The 19697-nt window shown below is 36.9% G+C and carries 11 protein-coding genes and 1 pseudogene; 6 read left to right on the forward strand and 6 right to left on the reverse strand.

What is annotated here, in order from left to right; genetic code table 11:
- Positions 1 to 132: pseudogene (locus ES765_RS09020) on the forward strand (IS3 family transposase); the annotation flags it as partial.
- Between the two features lie 435 nt (positions 133 to 567).
- Here the strand turns inward: ES765_RS09020 and ES765_RS09025 are convergent.
- On the reverse strand, positions 568 to 3555 hold the full coding sequence (locus tag ES765_RS09025) for a TonB-dependent receptor (protein WP_138113402.1): 2988 nt from the start codon (positions 3553 to 3555) through the stop codon (positions 568 to 570).
- A 171-nt stretch (positions 3556 to 3726) separates the two neighbouring features.
- Entirely contained in the window at positions 3727 to 4890 is a 1164-nt protein-coding gene (locus ES765_RS09030) for a FecR family protein (protein ID WP_171017269.1), read from the reverse strand.
- A 100-nt stretch (positions 4891 to 4990) separates the two neighbouring features.
- Here ES765_RS09030 and ES765_RS09035 point away from each other — a divergent pair, with 100 nt between their 5' ends.
- Positions 4991 to 5560 carry an RNA polymerase sigma factor gene (locus ES765_RS09035; RefSeq protein WP_138113406.1) on the forward strand — a complete coding sequence of 190 codons (570 nt, stop codon included), beginning with the start codon at positions 4991 to 4993 and terminating at the stop codon, positions 5558 to 5560.
- 561 nt (positions 5561 to 6121) lie between these two features.
- Here the strand turns inward: ES765_RS09035 and ES765_RS09040 are convergent.
- From ES765_RS09040 to ES765_RS22875, 4 genes are all read right to left on the reverse strand, one after another.
- Positions 6122 to 7516: a BspA family leucine-rich repeat surface protein gene (locus tag ES765_RS09040; RefSeq protein ID WP_138113408.1), complete on the reverse strand. Its 1395-nt coding sequence runs from the start codon at positions 7514 to 7516 to the stop codon at positions 6122 to 6124.
- Between the two features lie 373 nt (positions 7517 to 7889).
- Positions 7890 to 9293 (reverse strand): BspA family leucine-rich repeat surface protein, encoded by a 1404-nt coding sequence (locus ES765_RS09045; protein WP_138113410.1) that lies wholly within the window; start codon positions 9291 to 9293, stop codon positions 7890 to 7892.
- Between the two features lie 434 nt (positions 9294 to 9727).
- The gene (gene uvrA / locus ES765_RS09050) at positions 9728 to 12274 is read right to left on the reverse strand and encodes an excinuclease ABC subunit UvrA (RefSeq protein ID WP_138113412.1); all 2547 of its coding nucleotides are present in this window, start codon (positions 12272 to 12274) and stop codon (positions 9728 to 9730) included.
- Between the two features lie 121 nt (positions 12275 to 12395).
- Positions 12396 to 12596, reverse strand: coding sequence for a type II toxin-antitoxin system ParD family antitoxin (locus ES765_RS22875; RefSeq protein ID WP_410504460.1), 201 nt, complete (start codon positions 12594 to 12596; stop codon positions 12396 to 12398).
- Between the two features lie 594 nt (positions 12597 to 13190).
- Between ES765_RS22875 and ES765_RS09060 the strand changes: the two genes are divergently transcribed.
- The 4 genes from ES765_RS09060 to ES765_RS09075 all read left to right on the forward strand — a co-directional run bounded on the left by ES765_RS09060 (position 13191) and on the right by ES765_RS09075 (position 19692).
- The gene (locus ES765_RS09060) at positions 13191 to 15080 is read left to right on the forward strand and encodes a PAS domain-containing sensor histidine kinase (protein ID WP_138113414.1); all 1890 of its coding nucleotides are present in this window, start codon (positions 13191 to 13193) and stop codon (positions 15078 to 15080) included.
- Positions 15080 to 15715 carry a response regulator transcription factor gene (locus ES765_RS09065; RefSeq protein WP_138113416.1) on the forward strand — a complete coding sequence of 212 codons (636 nt, stop codon included), beginning with the start codon at positions 15080 to 15082 and terminating at the stop codon, positions 15713 to 15715. The genes ES765_RS09060 and ES765_RS09065 overlap by 1 nt, the downstream gene beginning before the upstream one ends.
- Positions 15716 to 16437: 722 nt before the next feature.
- Complete coding sequence (locus ES765_RS09070; RefSeq protein ID WP_138113418.1) at positions 16438 to 18411, forward strand: PAS domain-containing hybrid sensor histidine kinase/response regulator; 1974 nt, start codon at positions 16438 to 16440, stop codon at positions 18409 to 18411.
- 72 nt (positions 18412 to 18483) lie between these two features.
- Entirely contained in the window at positions 18484 to 19692 is a 1209-nt protein-coding gene (locus ES765_RS09075) for a response regulator (protein WP_138113420.1), read from the forward strand.
- The last annotated feature ends 5 nt before the right edge of the window (positions 19693 to 19697 follow it).

Genomic DNA, 19697 nt, shown 5'->3' on the forward strand with positions numbered 1-19697 from the left:
TCAGAAGCCGAGCTATCAGTCTTTCAATGGATAGAAACTTGGTACAACAGAAGAAGAATGCACTCTACATTGGGGTATAAAACCATAGAAGAATTTGAAAACGAAATGTATAATCAACAAATAGCAGTATGACTCTTATCTAATTGTCCACTTTTTTATTGCAAGTCTAGTGTCTACAAGAGGTTTACATTCGGTTATGAATTCGCCTCTATGAAATTGTTCAAATACGGCCTTCTTTAATAGTGAACGAATGGAAAATATAATGGCAATCAGGAAATTTGTAACCAGTTTCGCCACAGCGGTAATCTATCTTTTGCCAAAAAGCAGGAAGAGAAGATTGGCCCATATAAATGGAACTTTGGTTTAAGTGTTGTCAATACTTAAAGTGCTTTTCATTTAGATAGTGAGTAGATTAAAAATGTAGTTTAAAGACTAAAAATGTTTTAAATATTAGGGCATTCAATAAGAGGGCCTTTGTTGATATAATTCGCATTAATGAACGATTAATATTTAAAAAAGCCCAATCAAAAGAAGTAAGATTGGGCTAGCTAAACTTAAAAAATAAAATTAAAACGTAAATGCTAGTTTTGTGAATATCCTTGTTCCGTCAAGACCAAATTGTGTTGTTTGCCAAGGATACTTGAACCTACCCACAAAATCCAAATTCCTATCGTTAGGTACACCACCATTATTGCTGTAAGCATCAGCGAAAGTATCTGGATATACATTAAAAAGATTATTGGCCCCTAGGGTAAAATTGATTTTATCTGTAAATTCATACGAGAAACTTAAATCGGTCAAGGTTTTTGCACCATATGTAGCATCATCTGCCGGATTGCTTGGATGTCTGTAGGTGACTTTCCCATAGTTCATAAAAGATAAATTGGTCGAAAATTTATTGATTCTATAATTCGCAGAAGCGATAATCTTTTTTCTTGGTCTCCAACTTTCAACTCTTGAGACATCCTCTCTTGAAAAAATTGCATCTTCAAGTCCGTTATTACTAATAAAACTTGGAAAATTGGTCCCAGTGACTTGCGTTTTATTAAAGTTAGCAGCAATGCTACCCCCTAAATAACCTTTACCCAACGCTATGTTATCATAGCTAAATACAATATCTATACCTTCTGTTCTGGTATTGATAGCGTTCAAGAAGAAGCCTGCAGAACCAACATTGACCCCATCTAAAGTTTGATCGATTGGGTTGGTTGGGTCTCCTGTCGGGGTTACTTGACCCGAAAGAACGATTCTTTCATCAACATCGATTTGGTAAGCATCTACTGTAATACCTGCATTTCTACTGATACGATAGGTAAAACCGGCGCCGACATTAAAAGAAGTTTCAGGGCTTAATTCTGGAATGCCCAATGCTCTAAGTGCAGGATCGGAATTGTTCAAAATACCGTTCTGCTGTATTCCGTTTTCGGTCAGGGTCGTTGTAATGGCCGTATAGAATAATTGGTGTAGAGAAGGAGCCCTAAAACCACTACTTAAAGAACCTCTTATATTTAGTTTTTCATTCTGTGATTTCCATCTTGAATTCAGTTTCCAACTGGTGTTAGAACCAAAATCGCTATAGTTTTCAAAACGTAAAGCACCACCAATTAAGAATGATTTTGAAATATCATAGTTGATGTCCGTATAGATACCTAGGTTGTTACGGTAGTCATTAGATGCATTTTCTGGCTTAAACCCACCAAAGGATTCAGAACCTGTTCTGTCCGCCACATCTGGCGTTCCATCGCCGTAAGAGGCAAACTCACCTTCTTCCGTTACGAAGCGTTCTGTACGATGTTCCGCGCCAAATGCTACGGTTACAGCACTTTCATTAGCTCCTTCGAACGTACGAACCACATCAAGGTTATTCACTACGTGACTGAACTGGTGAGCTCCATTGTAAAAATCAGATGGACTACTCGCCCCAAAAGATTGATTAAAAGAATTGGTAATGTAGTAATCTATTCGGTTTTTTCCCATGGTAGAACTTAAATCAAAATTCCACTCGTTATAAACCGTTTTAATTCCTAATGCTAAGGTGTTGTCTTTGATTTGTGGAGACATTTCTGCCAAGAAGAAATCCTGTCCTGGATAGATTTGTTCAAAACCAGTTACCCAGTAAGGTACACGAGCAAATTGCGGAGCAGAACCAGAACGATTAGCTAGGGTACCAAATGAGTAAATTTCAGTTTGGCTAGCTTCGTCCAAGGTATAACCCATGTTGTAGCTAAAGTTAGTAATGGTCATGTCTGGTAAACCAACTTGAAAACCTGCACTTGGATTTCTATCTAAAAATGCAGTTAAATCATTAGTATTGTAATCTGAAGTTTCGGAAACACCCCAGTAAGCAGCTTCATCTGCTACACTGGTAATGGCCCCTGCTCGTTGTGACCTTTTCTGGTCAAAGTAGTTCAAGGTGAAGTTGGCATACCCTTTATCCGAAATATTAACTCCGAAACCAGTCTCTATTTGATATTGCTCACCATCTCCCTTAGATGTTGTGCTAAAGCTTGTGTTTACAAAAGGTTCTGATGCCTTTTTCATAACTAAATTTATGACGCCAGCCACGGCATCAGATCCATATTGGGCAGCAGCACCGTCTCTTAATATTTCTACACGTTCTAAAGCGGCAGATGGAACAGACTTCATATCTACACCGACCTCACCACGGCCAGGGGTTACATAACTATAGACGAGCGCACTTGCATTCTTTCTTTTTCCATTGACCAAAACTAAGGTTCTACTAGGAAAAAGACCTCTTAAATCTGCAGGACTAAAATGTGCAGCAGCATCAGAAATTGGCTGTTGGGTAGCGTTGTAAGAAGGTACCTTGAACATTAATTGTTGATCAAGCACGCCTTGTCCAGTTTTGGCCAAATCGGCTATTCTTATATTATCTACAGGTACAGGCGAATCAAAAGAAGTTCTAGGCTTACCTCTACTACCGACAACGATTACATCGTCGAGTTGGGCCGCACTTTCATTTAACACTACGGTTATACTGTTTTCACCCTCTACGGTGATTTCTTTCGTTGCAAATCCAATATAAGAAACAACCACTACTGTATTTTCATTGTTTAGGGTAATCGAAAAATTACCGTCAAAATCAGTAGTCGTACCATTGGTGGTACCTTTCTCTAATATGCTGGCACCTCCTAAAGGCTTTGCATCCACATCTGTAACAGTTCCGGTAATTGTTGATTGTAGTATAAAAGAGGTCTCGATTTTAGTATCAAGTTGTTTACTGTTTTGTGCCTTTTTTACTACTACTGTACCATTCTCTGTTAACTCATAAGTAAAATTAATCGGTGAAAGACAATTTTTAAGTAGCGTCTTTACCTTTACCACTCCTTTTTTCAAATCTATTTCCGGAGCATTTTTAATTAAATCATCCCTGTAAATAAAGTTGAAATCTGTTTGTTCGTTAATCAGTTTAAAAATCTGTTTTACCGATAAAGAAATGTCTTTCTCGATTGTTATGTCCACATCCTGCGAAACTCCCGTATTAGGACTAAGTGCGAAGGTAAGGGCGCAACAAAAAAAGATCAATGTTTTCATAATTGTTTTTAAGAGTCTGTCTCCAAAATAGGAGGTCGATCTGATGAGAATATTTTTCATAATTTTACATTTGAATTAGTTATACATTGTTTTAGTGAGCATTGTTAATTATTTCCAATTGAGAAAGACTGCTACTGTCTAAGGTTCAAGCCTTTTCTTTTTTATTCCATTTTATTTTATAGTTATCGTTTTATTGTTGACCTCAAAGGTTACCTCATTTTCACTTGTAGCTTCAATGAGTTTGATTATACCCAAAAAAGAATCCGTCCTTTCCAAGACTCCAGTAAATACATAATTTTTTAATTCTGCCGATTCAAATATCACTTCTACATCGTACCATCTTGAAAGTATTTTCATGATTTCGACCAAAGACTTTTCATTGAACGTAAATACTCCTTTCACCCATGAAATTTCTTGTGAACCATCTACCGCTATTACCTTTATCCCGTTGGACTCATTGTTGATTATAGATTGCTGATTGGGATTGAGAATTTCTTCGAACCCATCTTTTTTAACAAGTACCTTACCCTCTATCAACGTAGTAGCTATTTCATGATCATCAGAATAGGCTCTTATGTTAAAATGTGTTCCTATAACGCTGATTTCCTGTCCATCGCAAATCAGCGAAAATGAAGTGTCGTTGTTATCTGAACTTGGTGAAACTTCAAGGTAAGCCTCCCCATAGACTAATTCAATTTTACGCGTCTCATCTTTTGAGAATACTGTCGGAAACTTAAGTTTCGAATCTGAATTCAACCAAACTTTAGTTCTGTCAGATAATTGGATGAAAAATTGTCCGCCTCTAGGAACTGTTAAATAATTATAAGTCTTCGTATTTAGCTTTGAAGCTTTCTCTGTGTTTTTGTAAACTAATTTTTCACCATTGCTCGTCAACTTATCCGTTGCATATTTCTTGCCTTTTTCAAGAGTTATTTCATTTCCGTTATCCAAGGTCAGTATCGCTTTATTAGAACCAGATTCTATCTGTATTTTATAATCTACAACCTCAGTCTCTATATTATTTGATTGTATATTGAAGGTAATAATGCCAAACAAAATTAATACCGATGCAGCTACTGCTAATTTTTTAAACAGCTGGATTCTTTTTTTACGCTTCTGTCTTTCAACTTTTTTGGCGATTACTTTTTTGGCGTTTTCCACATTATAGTTCTTCATGAATGCATTGGTTAAATATTCAGTTCTAACGTATTCATTGAACGTATTACTGTTTTTATTGTTTTTTATCCAACTATATAACTGGTCAAGTTCTTCATGGTTAATTTCCTTGTTCAAGAACTTAACAATTAGTTTTTGTGCTTTTGACTCCTTCATCATACTTTTATTACGTATCATTGTTGCAAACCCCTCTACTTATTTTCACTTTTTTTTTGAATTAGTGATAAAGTTTTATAGTTTACTGAAATTCAAGTATTAAATGGGTTTTAAAAATCACTTTTTTTTAGCCCAAAGATTAAAATTGGGAGATTCCAAGGCCTACGATTTTTTGATGGAAGATTTTTATCAAAATCTTTGCCTTTATTCATATTCATTGATACATGACCATGAAAAAGCTGAAGATATTGTACAAAACGTTTTTGTTGAACTTTATGTTAAAAGGACAAATATAAACCCAAAGCTTTCCTTAAAAAATTACTTATATCGTTCTGTATATAATGGGTTTATTGATCAGTATAGAAAAAACAAACCCGTTATTAATTTAGAAAAAAAATATTTAGAAGCTTTGGATCATGTCGTTGAGAATGATTCAGAGAACTTAGAAGAACTATTAGGCAAACTTCAACAAGAAATAGACAGTTTACCTAAAAAATGCAAACAAATTTTCTTATTGAACAAGAAGGAAGGCCTGACCCATATTGAAATATCAGAGTATTTAGGAGTTTCAATTAAAACTATTGAAGGCCATATGACGAGAGCTTTTAAAATATTGAATAAGAAATTAGGTGCTAAGATGGATGCACTACTCTTTTTATTATTTAAATTTTAATTGAAATATCAATTTTAGACAAACTACCCCATTAAAAAAATGCTAATTTTCTTACATTCTACACAACTAATACAACACTTCACACAATTGCATACTTCAAATCTATAGTCAATTACTAGATTAACAAAAAAACATACATCACATATCAAGCTACTCCCCCTTTCTATAAGAACTGTCTTTTCATAAAAAATAAGTAACACATGAATTCACTTATCTACTATGTCGCGATTGCAGCCATAATTTTTAGCGTATACGTTATTATTTTCATTGTAACAGGGCTACTAAGAAATCGATATAATCCATAAATATGATACTGCCTATTTCAAACCATCATTGTTTTAGAATAGTTTTAAACGTTTAAAATAAGACAATACCTAGTTTAAAGTTTTTGTCTTCAGACCATTTAGTATTAAAATCAGTCTATTGTTTGTGTGAAAAAGTATAGGCACAGGTCATACTAGACAACTACATACGGAACCAAAATACAAAGAAAAAGGGTACGATTACCGATGGTAACCGTACCCCTTTATGCCTTATTTAAGTACTTATTCTTTAATTATATTATGGACATGTTCCCCAAACGGGCTCTTGACTAGAATCCATTCCTGAAAATTCAGATGGTCGTGAGCCTATTTCTGTTACGCACCAAGCGCTAAGGTTTTGATCGAATGCGTCTGCATTGTAAAACATATAACTCATATAGGTAACCTTCGAGGTATCCCAAGCACCAATGGGTTGGTTAAAACTAGTTGCACCACGGAACATCTCGGACATATCGGTAACATTCGACGTATCCCAATCCTCAATGGGTTGATTAAAACTAGTTGCAACATAGAACATATACTCCATACGGGTAACATTCGATGTATCCCAAGCCCCAATGGGTTGGTCAAAACTATCGGCATAAGAGAACATCTGACTCATATCGGTAACCTTCGAGGTATCCCAAGCCCCAATGGGTTGATTAAAACTATCTGCAAATCTGAACGTGTTACGCATATCGGTAACATTCGAAGTATCCCAGGTACTTATATCTTGATTAAAAGTAGAACGATTATAGAAAAGTTCACTCATATCTGTGATTTTAGAGGTAATGACCTTAGAAAGGTCCGCACCGTCAGTAACAAGAGCTTCCAATGCTTCTTTATTCTCCACAACGGTATAGGTTTCATTGTTAAACCTATAATCTCCTGCCTCAACCCCTACTAGTGCTTTTAGAGTAATTCCATTTTCTGCTACATAAATTATAGAGCATCCACTACTATTCACATCGGTATCGGCCACCGTATTGGGGCAAAGGTCGATCACATCGGGTACACCATCTTCATCGGTGTCTACCGTATTATAACAGGTAATCGTAGTAGCTGTAAGGCTTTCCCCGTCATCTAATATTCCATTGCGGTTGTCATCTATAAAAACTTGAATAACAAGACCACCTAAAGCGCAGTCTTCTAAATCAGCGCTGCTGACGCTAATCGCTGTAGGGCTACCGTCAATACCATTCTCACCGTCCGTACCATCAGCTCCGTTGCAAATAGTATCTTGGGTAATAATCGCTTCTGCGGTATCTAACGCACCATTGCCGTTGCTATCTACATAAAAAGTATAGGTTTTGCCACCGTTTGAGCAGCTCGTACTTTCATTAAATATAACGCCAATCGAATTACCGTTGACTCCGTCCGATCCATCATTCCCATTTGTTCCGTCTGTTCCATTACACAGCTCAAATTCAGAAATCAAAGCTTCTTCAGCGTCTAATGTACCGTTGGTATTTGTATCCGTAAAAAAACGAATTTGGGCACACCCGTTAGCTAGAACAATTTGTTCCATACTAATGGCAAGACCGGCTTCACCGTCTAAACCATTCGCACCGTCGGCGCCGTCGGCAACTTCGTCTACCGTACAGGACGAAAAAATAAGTAAAAGGGAGGCAAAAAATAATGGGGTACGCTTCATATAATGTGTTTTTTAATTTGAAAATTGATGTAGTTACCATCTAAGGTGTTAAAAAAACCTATAGACTGGTTGATATAACGTACTATGTACGATAAATATTACAATTTATATCAGAAAATAATTCTAGCTAAAACGTTTCGTTTGTTCGGAAAATTTAGGTGAAGAAAAAACACCTGTTACGATGACCGAAATAAACAGAGCCTGCGACATCAATCACTTTTATGTAAACTACTGTTGCTCAAGAATTAAATGAATATTTAAATCGGCATACAGGTGTTAAAGAGCTTACCCAACAACAAAGAAAAAGGGTACGATTACCGATGGTAACCGTACCCTTTTTATGCCCTATTTAAGTACTTATTCTTTAATTATATTATGGACATGTTCCCCAAACGGGCTCTTGACTAGAATCCATAGCTGAAAATGAATTTGGTCTTGAGTCTATTTTTATTGCGCACCAACCGCCTAGGTCCTGATCGAATGCATCTGCTTGGGAAAACATAGCTCTCATATCGTTAACATTGGAAGTATCCCAAGTACTAATATCTTGGTTAAAATTATTAGCTATATAGAACATAAAACTTATATTAATAGCATTCGAGGTATCCCAAGTACTAATATCTTGGTTAAAAGTAGCAGCATTACTAAACATAGATTTCATATCACTAACATTAGAGGTATCCCAAGCCCCTATGGACTGGTTAAAAGTATTAGCATGATTGAACATAGATTTCATAGTAGTAACCTTCGAGGTATCCCAAGCCCCAATGGACTGGTTAAAAGTATTAGCATGATAGAACATAGATTCCATATTGCTAACATTCGAGGTATCCCAAGTACTTATATCTTGGTTAAAAGTAGTTTCATTATAGAAAAGCCATTTCATATCCGTGATTTTAGAGGTAATGACCTTAGAAAGGTCCGCACCGTCAGTAACAAGAGCTTCCAGTGCTTCTTTATTCTCCACAACGGTATAGGTTTCATTGTTAAACCTATAATCTCCTGCCTCAACGCCTGCTAGTACTTTTAAGGTAATTCCATTTTCTGCTACATAAATTATAGAGCATCCACTACTATTCACATCGGTATCGGCCACCGTATTGGGGCAAAGGTCGATCACATCGGGTACACCATCTTCATCGGTGTCTACCGTATTATAACAGGTAATCGTAGTAGCTGTAAGGCTTTCTCCGGCGTCCAATATTCCATTGCGGTTGTCATCTATAAAAACTTGAATAACAAGACCACCTAAAGCGCAGTCTTCTAAATCAGCGCTGCTGACGCTAATCGCTGTAGGGCTACCGTCAATACCATTCTCACCGTCCGTACCATCAGCTCCGTTGCAAATAGTATCTTGGGTAATAATCGCTTCTGCGGTATCTAACGCACCATTGCCGTTGCTATCTACATAAAAAGTATAGGTTTTGCCACCGTTTGAGCAGCTCGTACTTTCATTAAATATAACGCCAATCGAATTACCATTGACTCCCTCCGTTCCGTTGGTTCCATCATTACCGTTTGTTCCGTCTGTTCCATTACACAGCTCAAATTCAGAAATCAAAGCTTCTTCAGCGTCTAATGTGCCGTTGGTATTTGTATCCGTAAAAAAACGAATTTGGGCACACCCGTTAGCTAGAACAATTTGTTCCATACTAATGGCAAGACCGGCTTCACCGTCTAAACCATTCGCACCGTCGGCGCCGTCGGCAACTTCGTCTACCGTACAGGACGAAAAAATAAGTAAAAGGGAGGCAAAAAATAATAGGGTACGCTTCATATTTATTTGTTTTTTAATTTGAAAATCGATGTAGTTACCATCTAAGGTGTTAAAAAAATCTATCGACCGGTTGATATAACGTACTATGTACGATAAATATTACAATTAATATAAGAAAAATAATTCTAGCTAAAGCGAGTAAAAAACAGTAGTAAATCTACCAATATTATATATTTTCTATACCAGAAAAGTTATTCGAGAGTTTGAGAATAAGGCAAGCGGTAATTTGGTCGAATACCCTTTAGTTCGGAACCGATAATCTCGTACACCCTAAAAATTAAAAAAATTCTTTAAGAACTCGTTGCAGCTAGTATAGAAAGGGAGGTGATTAATTGAATGGACGACCAACTTCGGAAGAGATTTTGAAAATCCAATCTTACAACGTTGCCACTAGGACGAGTTTTAAAACCTGCCGTATAAAATATTTATATGCATTAAGAGTGACCGCTTAATATTCTCGATAAATAAAATGCTGTTTTACTCTGTTTGTTTTTTGCGACTATTTCTGGTATGCCTGCTGCTACCATTTTCCCTCCTTCTTCTCCTGCTCCAGGCCCCATGTCGATAACCCAATCACTTCCAGCAATTACCTGCATATCATGCTCCACTACAATTACGGTGTTGCCGGCATCAACTAATCTTGCCAGGTGAAGTTGTAATTTTTCTACATCGGTTGGATGCAAGCCCGTTGTTGGCTCGTCTAAAATATAAAGCGTTTTTCCTCGGTTCAACCGTTGTAGTTCTTTTGCCAGTTTTATACGCTGCGCTTCTCCACCAGAGAGTTCTGTTGCTGGTTGACCTAAGCGTAAATAACCCAAACCTACCTCTTGCAATACCTTAAGGGGACGCATTACGCGGTCTTCTTTCTCAAAAAATTTTGCTGCGTCATTTACGGTCAAACCAAGAACCTGAGCTATATTTTTTTCATGATAAGTGACTTCTAAGGTTTCAGGATTATAGCGCGTGCCTTCACAAACAGGGCACGGAGCATAGACACTGGGCAAAAACAAGAGTTCGACCATCACAAAGCCTTCGCCCTCGCAATTGGGACAACGGCCCTTTCCGATATTAAATGAAAAGCGACCAGCCTGATAATGACGCGATTTAGCTAATTTTGTTGTCGCAAATAATTTTCGCACCACATCAAACAAGCCCGTATAAGTAGCCAAGTTGGAGCGTGGTGTTCTACCAATTGGTTTCTGATTGACCACAACCATGCGTTTTATGTTTTCTGAACCCGCGGTAATCTCACCACCCTGCGTTGCTACAACTTCCTGTTTCAAGAGATCTTCCTCTTCTTCTTCTTTTTCTGAAGAAGAGCCGTTTCTTAGTTGGGTGGACATTAGCTCTACCAAAACCTGACTCACCAAGCTGCTTTTACCCGAGCCTGAAATACCAGTAACACTCGTTAATACACCTAAAGGAAAAGATGCCTCAAGGTTGATTAAATTATTTTTGGTAACTCCGCTTAAGTTGAGCCATCCAGAAGGCTTTCGCGGTTTGGGTTTTTTAAAAGGGAGGTCGTTAAAAAGATGTTCCCTGGTTTTAGATCTTGAAATATCTTTTAAACCTACTGGAGGACCACTATATAAAACCTCACCACCACCTTCGCCAGCATCAGGACCTACATCTACTAACCAATCGGCATGGCGAATCACATCTAGTTCATGCTCGACGACAAAAAGCGAATTCCCGCTAGCTTTCAATCTATCCAACGTTTTGAGTAAAGCTTCGGTGTCAGCGGGATGCAATCCTGCAGAAGGCTCGTCTAATACATACACCACTCCAAATAAATTACTACGTACTTGGGTCGCCAATCTTAAACGTTGATGTTCACCAGGAGATAGGGTCGGTGTGCTTCGCTCCAAAGACAAATAACCCAGCCCTAATTCTAACAAAACGTCTACTCTTGCAACAAGATCTTCGGCAATACGTTGTGCAACGAGTGCTTTCTCTTCGTAGCTTTTGGTCAATTTATCTAAACCCGGCGCCGAGCCATTTCCATAAGGAGAGAAAATAGCATGTAATTTTTTCAATGGCAACCTCGAAATATCAGCAATATCATAACCAGAAAAAGTGACGGAAAGAGATTCTGGCCGTAAGCGTTTGCCATGACAGGTAGGACATTCACTGCTGATCATATATTTAGACACACGCTTTTTCATCAACATACTTTGCGTATTTGCAAAAGTGTACAATACCAATTTTTTGGCACCCGTGTAGGTTCCCATATAACTTGGTTCCCGCTTATTTTTAATGGCACGTTGCACTTCCTCCTGATCTAAGTTTCGGTATACCGGTACCTTAGGTTTTTCGTCTGTAAATAAGATCCAGTCACGATCTTTTTGTGGGATATCTTTCCAAGGAACATCAACATCATATCCCAGTGTGACTAAAATGTCGCGAAGATTTTTACCCTGCCATGCCTTGGGCCAGGAATCTATGGCTCCTTCCCGAATGGTTAAGGTATCATGGAGAACCATGCTTTTTTCTGTGACTTGGTACACGCGACCAAGTCCATGACATTCTGGGCAGATGCCTTCTGGAGTGTTGGTTGAAAAAGAATCTGCATATAAAAGAGGCTGGTTCGGTGGATAATCGCCTGCGCGGGAATATAACATACGTAACAGGTTAGACAATGTGGTCACGGAGCCGACCGAGGATCTGGTGGTTCCTGAACTGCGTTGCTGCTGTAAGGCAACCGCAGGAGGCAAACCTTCGATCTCATCGACTTCTGGAATTGGCATTTGATGAAAAAGTCGCCGTGCGTATGGTGACACAGATTCAAGATATCTTCGTTGAGCTTCGGCATACAAAGTGCCAAAGGCAAGTGATGATTTACCTGAGCCAGAAATTCCGGTAAATACGACCAAAGCATCACGGGGAATTTCAAGACTTACATCTTTAAGATTATGTTGTCTTGCTCCACTTACAGAAACGAAGCCTTCTTTTTTGCTTCTTTTGTCATGTGTTAGTTCCATATGTTCGAATATACCAAGAATCGACTGATACAGCTTTTAAGTTCGAAGGTTTTTCAATCCTGTCCGGAATTCAATCTGCAACAGTTCAAAATCTAGGTAAGACTTCTTTCTTGAATAGCATTTAGAAGTGCTTTGACCTTACTTTCTTTTTTTCCAGAAGTCTGACTCCAATATTAACGACTTCACTCATGTACTTTAGCCTTTCTTCTGACATTCGACTATCGATAAATTGGTCGAAGTAATTTCCCCTAGAAATTGAAATGTTTTTACTCAACGGTGCAAAAATTAGTGTAAATATAATTTTGAAAATAGCACAAAACACAGTTGGTTATCCACTAAGTAGCTACCAATATTTTCACAGTTTCATTAAAAATGGTACTCATAACCCAAGTTCAAATAAATCTAACTAGGTTGATTAGACCTTTTAAAGGTTTTGAACAGTCAAAATTGAAAAAAAGAACAGAAGATTCATAGTCTTAACACGTTTGTTTTCTAAGGCTTTTATGAAATAAGATAGGTTTATCGAAACATATGGGTGGGATTGAATATTGAGATTGTATTGAATTTTTCTTAGGTAAGCCATGTAGGTTTTCCTATTTGTTAATGAACCTCTCTGTTTATATTCTTTGCCTCCTTTCAGTATTTCAATTCATAGGATCACCTCAGCTTAGAGCGCTAGTAAAGGAAACGTGCAAGCAATTCAATTTGTTTTACTGTGTAAATTTAAAAAAACTATTCACAGAGGCTATTACGCAAAATTCGTTCTAACATTCAAAAACTACGCTCCCTTTCTATAATTTTTTTTCGAATTAGCAAGCTTGATATCAAACACTTGCATCCGCCGCTTCAACAATAGCAACCCTATCAACCGGCAAGTTGCTTATAAAAGAATACCTTTAAATTTAAATGATTAAAAATGGTCAAGCACATACATATTGTTAATGCCATCTCTGATTCCTTAATGATTTTAAATGCGGATTGTGAAATTATTCTCACTAATGATTCATGGGACAAATTCAATAAAAATAGTGCTAGAAAACTTAAAAAGTCGAAGACAGGACTGACCTATTTAAAAATACGCAAAAAAGCAACCCTTGAAGATAAGGAAAGGGAACAGCAAGCTCACAAAGGTATTTTGTCTGTAATTAATGAGGAGGTTGACCATTTTGAAATGGAATATCCTTGTCATAGTGCCGACGGACCACAATGGTTTTTGTTAAGGGTTGCTAAAATAAAAGAAGTGACGCCGATGGTGCTGTTGACTCATATTGATATCACGGCCGTTAAAAACAGTGAGGAAAAGCCTGATGAAAATTTTAGTGACATCGTGGCGGGTGTACAACAGGAAAAGATATATAGGGAAGGCGAAACACTTTCAATGAGTGTATCTAATATTATTAAGCAAACTGCAGATTCCTTTATAGTTACCGATGAAGATGTTGTAATTATATATACAAATAATGCAGCGATAGAACTTTCGGGTTACAGTAAAGAAGAATTGCAGGGTGAAAAACCTACTATATTAAATTCCGAAAAACATCGTACTAAATTTTATGGAAATCTATGGAAAACGATTGGTGCGGGAGAGGTTTTTAAAAGTGTAATAATGCACAGAGAAAAAAATGATGAATTGTATCATGAAGAGACAACTATTACTCCCATAAAAAATGTAAAAAATGAGATTACCAATTTCACGCTTAAGGGTAGAGACATTAGTGCACGGGTTTTGACATTAGAATCTTTAGAGTATTGTAAAGACAAGTTTCGTGCTATATACGAATATTCAAGAGACGCGATAATTATTCATGATGGAAGGAAGTTTTTGGACTGTAATATAGCGACTTTAAAAATGTACAACGTTGATGAGAAGGAAGATTTTTTGGCAATGAAGCTGGAAGATTTACTCTCTAGTTTCTTACCAAATGGTCAGCCGATTACTGAGCTAATAAAGGAGCAATTCGATAAGGTTTTAGTAGCGGGAACCATTGATTTTGAAGCGATTTCTAAACGAATGGACGGAACAACTTTTGATTCGGAAATATTGTTCACTAAAATAGAGCTAAACAAAAAGACGATTATTCAAATAATAGTACGGGATATTTCGTCACAAAAAATTACCAAGGAAAAACTCATTCAAGCAAGGAAAAATTTTAGGGCATTGGCCTCACGGATTGAAAGAATTAGGGAAGAAGAAAAAACGCTCATCGCAAGGAACATTCATGACGATTTAGGGCATTATTTAACGGCCCTTCTTATGGATCTGCACCATATCAGTAAAAAACCGGAGTGTCAGGGTAATGACATAGCAGTTGAACTACAATCAATGATCAGCTTAACCAACAGTTCTATCGAAACAGCCGAACAAATAGCGGCCAACCTTAGGCCAGGAATATTGGATCAACTCGGGCTTAGTGCAGCCCTTGAGTGGCAACTGGAAAAGTTTATGAAAAGAAACGAAATGAAAATCAATGTCAATATCGAACCACATGACAAAGATCAGCTTGATCAGGCAAAAACAACAGCCCTATTTCGTATTTTTCAGGAAATACTGACCAATATTTCACGGCACGCCAAAGCAACTAGCTTAAACGTTGTTTTGAAAAATAACAATAAAAACATCCAGCTTTTTGTTAGTGACAATGGTATAGGGGTAACAAATAAAAACATTGATAGTATAAATTCGATGGGATTGCTCGGAATGAGAGAAAGAACTAATATTGTAGGGGGTGAGTTTTTAATTTTTTCCCCTAAACAAGGCGGAACTGAAATAAATGTCACAATCCCCAAATCAAGATATACACTATAATGATATTAAAAATACTGTTAGTTGATGATCATCAAATAATAAGACAAGGATTAAAAAATATAATTGATGACAACTTTGCTCAAGTGCAGTATGGTGAAGCAGGGAATACGCCTGAAGCCTTAAAATTAGCAATTGAACAACCTTGGGATATTATTCTAATGGATATAAATATGCCTGGAAGAAATGGTCTTGAAGCCATTAAAGAATTAAAACGTAATGGTATAAAAACTCCAATATTGGTATTAAGCGTATATCCGGAAGATCAATTTGCGTTGCGAGTAGTCAAGGCAGGTGCTGCTGGTTATCTCACTAAAAACACAACCCCTACATTATTGGTCAAAGCCATTAAGACTATACTCGACGGCAAACAATATATAACAGAAGCTATGACTAGAATACTGATTTCACATGTCAGTAAAAAAGATCAAAAGAATGGCCATTTCACGTTATCGAATAGGGAATTAGAGGTGTTGCAATTAATAGGAAAAGGCCTATCTGTATCGCAAATTGGTGATGAACTATCATTAAGTGTAAAAACAATAAGTACCTTCCGATCCCATATACTTGTAAAAATGAATATGAAATCTAATGCGGATATGATTCTGTACGCCATAAAAAATGATCTTGTAGACTAACTACAATTGTTCTCTTTTTTTAATGAAATACCATTTTGTTAATTCTATTTTTTAGCATTAGCCACAGCTGTTAAATTCGATGGTTGAAACATCCCTTTTTTTCAACGGAATCAAGGTTTTATCCCTCGACTTGATCTTATCTGTTTTGCTGATAACCGATAGATAAAGCAGACAGCTCGCACAATAGAACCTGTACCTCGAACAGGCAAGTATGCCTCCCGATAACTTTGTGATCGTGCCGATTCTTTCTACTGGCCAACCCAACCTGCTTTAAATAGGGACAAATAGACTCCATAAATCATCAGTAGTTCTTTTCCTACCCCGAAAGCATTTAAAATAGACTACAAAACACATAGGACAAACACCTATACTTTTTTAAGCCTTTCCCCTAACTGTGAATCGCCAATACAAATCTAAATTTGCAGAGTAACAACGATATATGAACAATGTTCAAAAGAAATATCAACGTTCATAGAATTAGTAGTCAATTAGGATCGGCAATTATTAGGTTTTGGAGAACTTTAAGAAAACAAACGCATATAATATGCTATACCTAGAAAACGCCATCTTACTTGCAAAAATCCTATTGAAAAATTATAAAAATAGTATCGAGTTCAATGGCCTTCCTGTAAGTTCGATACACTTGTTAATATCACGCGGAGACAAAAAACATGAAGATGTGATACGGTAATGTTTTTAGCTAATTATTAAAGCTGAGAAATATGGAAAAAAACAAGCACAACGCACTCCTGATTAAAAAAAACAAGGAACTGACAGAGCAGCTGTTATCGGCGAATAAAATATTGAAGCATAAGAGCCACTTATTAGAAATAGAGGTTTACTTACACAAGAATGCTCTGGAAACCCTTAAAATAAGTACAGACAAACTTAACAACCTAAAACAGGAAAACGACTCGCTTTTTGATTCAGAAAAGCGATTGAAGTTCTTACTTAAATCTACTGCTAGCATAACATATACCTGTGAAACAAAAGAACCTTTTGGGGCAATTTATATCAGCGAAAATATACATGAAATTACTGGTTACACACCTCAAGATTATATCCGGGATCCTAATTTTTGGGCATCAAACGTTCATCCAGACGATAAAGAGCGGGTTTTAAGTAGACTCTCAAGTTTTTTTGCAAAAGAAAAGTACAGGCATGAATACCGCTGGAAATACAAAGACGGCGAGTATCGTTGGATGAGCGATGAGTTAAAAATTATATATGATAAAACGGGAAAACCTATCGAGATGGTTGGTAACTGGAAAGATATCACCCTACGAAAAAAGTTGGAAAGTGAACTCATAAAATCCAAAATAGCAGCTGATAAAGCAAATAGGGCAAAATCACAGTTCCTGGCCAACATGAGCCACGAAATACGTACACCAATGAATGCTATCATTGGCTATTGCCAAGTTCTGGGAAATGATAGAACCTTGACCAATGATCAAAAGACAAGCGTTCATCATATTAACAAAGGCGGGGAACATCTACTGGGAATCATAAACGATATACTGGATATGTCTAAGATAGAGCTGGGAAAGGTCACATTGTCACTTAACGCATTTAATTTTCATAACCTGCTAAAGGACATCCATGAGATGTTACGTATAGTGATGGCAGACAAAAACCTACAATTCTCAATCGATATAGGTTCAGATGTGCCAGAAATCATATATAGTGATGAAAGCCGTATTCGCCAGGTACTATTTAATTTAATGGGAAACGCAGCAAAATTCACCAAAAAAGGAAGCGTGCGTTTGGTTGCCTATTTAAATGAAAATAAGATTATGATCGAAGTGTCAGACACGGGGATTGGTATACCCGAAGATGAACAAGAACTTATTTTTAACGCATTCGAACAGACCGATCAGGGTACGAAAACAGCCGGGGGCACCGGTCTTGGTTTGACTATTGGTCAACAGCTAGCAAGGTTAATGAATGGTCAGCTAACTGTAAAAAGTAAAATAGGATTTGGCTCTACATTCTATTTTTCGTTTGAATACACGGCTGTTAAGGGTGAACAAATTGAAAATAAATCAACAAAAAAAAAGGTGCTTAGGTTAGCCGAAGGGCAGACTGAAATGCGTGTTCTTGTGGTTGATGATAATACTGAAAATCGAGACATTATAAAAAGACTTCTTCAACCGATTGGCTTTAAAATAAAAGAGGCTAAAAATGGTAAGCAGGCAATTGATCTTTATACCCAATGGGGACCCCAAGTGATACTTATGAATACCATAATGCCCGTTATGAACGGAAAAGAAGCAACGATAAAAATAAGACAACTAAAGGATGGGAAAGATCCCACAATTATTGCCGTAAGTGCCGGTGCTTTTGATGACAAAGGGGAAGACCTACTTGAATTAGGTGCAGATGCTTTTGTACGCAAACCTTTTATGGAAACAGAATTACTAGAAAAAATAAAGCAATGTGCGAAAATTGACTATGAATATGAGCCAATCGTTACATGTACAGAAAATAAAAAAGAGCTAATTGATGCAAAAATAGAACTAAAGGCTTTGTCCGATGAACTAAGGGACAACCTTAAAAAAAGTGCAACTGAAGGGGATATCGACGCCATTGAAGCACTTATCGACGACATTAAAGTGGTCAACCTGCCATTGGCAAAATATATTCAAAGATTAACAGGTGATTTTAACTTAGAAAAAATACAGCAATTATGTTATTAGTGTGTTTTTGTAAACTAAAATAGACGGGCAATCGAAGCCTAAAGCACACTAAAAAACAATACAAGCAAAGACATGAGTCATACCATACTTATAATTGACGATATCCCAGAAAACCTAAAAGTGCTTTCTAGAATCCTTAAACCCGAAGGTTATAAGGTAAGAATCGCTAATAATGGGGAGCAAGCCTTATTGAGTATTAAAAACAACGCACCAGACATCATATTACTTGATATTATGATGCCAAATATGAATGGATTTGAAGTGTGTGAGAGGTTAAAGAGCGATGAAAAAACAGCTGACATACCTGTCATATTTATTAGTGCTTTATCAGAAACCGCAGAAAAAGTTAAAGCCTTTGAAATGGGCGGGGTAGATTATATTGAAAAACCATTTATAGCAAAAGAAGCAATTGCCAGAATAAGAACGCATTTAACCCTTAAAAAACAACAACAGGATCTTAAAAAAGCGTTGCAACATTTAAAACAAATGCAGGTACAATTGGTACAGTCTGAAAAGATGTCCTCATTGGGTGTGCTTACCGCTGGTATTGCCCATGAAATAAACAATCCGGTAAACTTTATTAATGGAGGCGTGATTGCTTTGGAAATGAGTTTTAATGACCTTAGGATGATCATGCAAAAGTACGACTCAATAAATTCAACCGACACTGGCACCCTTAACGGCGTTTTAAAGGAAATAGAACTCCTTAAATCGAAATATGAATACGACGATATTAAAGAATTGATACCACAACTAATAGATGATATCAAACTAGGGGCGACTCGTACTTCGGAAATTGTTAAAGGACTGGGAGTCTTTTCAAGAATCGATGTAGGTGAAATGGTAGAATCTGACATTCATGCAGGACTTGAATCAACATTGAAAATTTTACAGGTCAAATACAAGAATGGTATTGAAATAAAAAAAGAATACGATCCTACATTGCCTGTTATAAAATGCCATCCCGGGAAGATCAATCAGGTCTTTTTGAATATTATAAACAATGCCATAGCGGCTGTTGATGGTAATGGAACAATTACCATCAACACCAAAACATTTAAGAATAAAATAGATATCAGTATAAAAGACAACGGGAATGGAATACCGGAAGAAATATTTCAAAAGGTTTTTGATCCATTTTTTACCACTAAAGATGTAGGATCCGGGTTGGGATTATCAATATGTCATAGCATAATTGAATCACATAACGGAAAAATCAGTATTGCAAGTACAATGGGAGAAGGCACTGAATTTACAATCAGTATTCCTAAGATAAAGTAAACAGT

This window comes from Maribacter sp. ACAM166 (genome assembly GCF_005771495.1).
Lineage (GTDB): Bacteria > Bacteroidota > Bacteroidia > Flavobacteriales > Flavobacteriaceae > Maribacter.

What these genes read in the sequence shown, in the direction of transcription:
- uvrA (WP_138113412.1), bottom strand. Translation starts at nt 12,274, where the DNA reads ATGGAACTAACACATGACAAAAGAAGCAAAAAAGAAGGCTTCGTTTCT.
- ES765_RS09070 (WP_138113418.1), top strand. Translation starts at nt 16,438, where the DNA reads ATGGAAAAAAACAAGCACAACGCACTCCTGATTAAAAAAAACAAGGAA.
- ES765_RS09045 (WP_138113410.1), bottom strand. Translation starts at nt 9,293, where the DNA reads ATGAAGCGTACCCTATTATTTTTTGCCTCCCTTTTACTTATTTTTTCG.
- ES765_RS09060 (WP_138113414.1), top strand. Translation starts at nt 13,191, where the DNA reads ATGGTCAAGCACATACATATTGTTAATGCCATCTCTGATTCCTTAATG.
- ES765_RS09075 (WP_138113420.1), top strand. Translation starts at nt 18,484, where the DNA reads ATGAGTCATACCATACTTATAATTGACGATATCCCAGAAAACCTAAAA.
- ES765_RS09035 (WP_138113406.1), top strand. Translation starts at nt 4,991, where the DNA reads ATGGGTTTTAAAAATCACTTTTTTTTAGCCCAAAGATTAAAATTGGGA.
- ES765_RS09030 (WP_171017269.1), bottom strand. Translation starts at nt 4,890, where the DNA reads ATGATGAAGGAGTCAAAAGCACAAAAACTAATTGTTAAGTTCTTGAAC.
- ES765_RS09025 (WP_138113402.1), bottom strand. Translation starts at nt 3,555, where the DNA reads ATGAAAACATTGATCTTTTTTTGTTGCGCCCTTACCTTCGCACTTAGT.
- ES765_RS09065 (WP_138113416.1), top strand. Translation starts at nt 15,080, where the DNA reads ATGATATTAAAAATACTGTTAGTTGATGATCATCAAATAATAAGACAA.
- ES765_RS09040 (WP_138113408.1), bottom strand. Translation starts at nt 7,516, where the DNA reads ATGAAGCGTACCCCATTATTTTTTGCCTCCCTTTTACTTATTTTTTCG.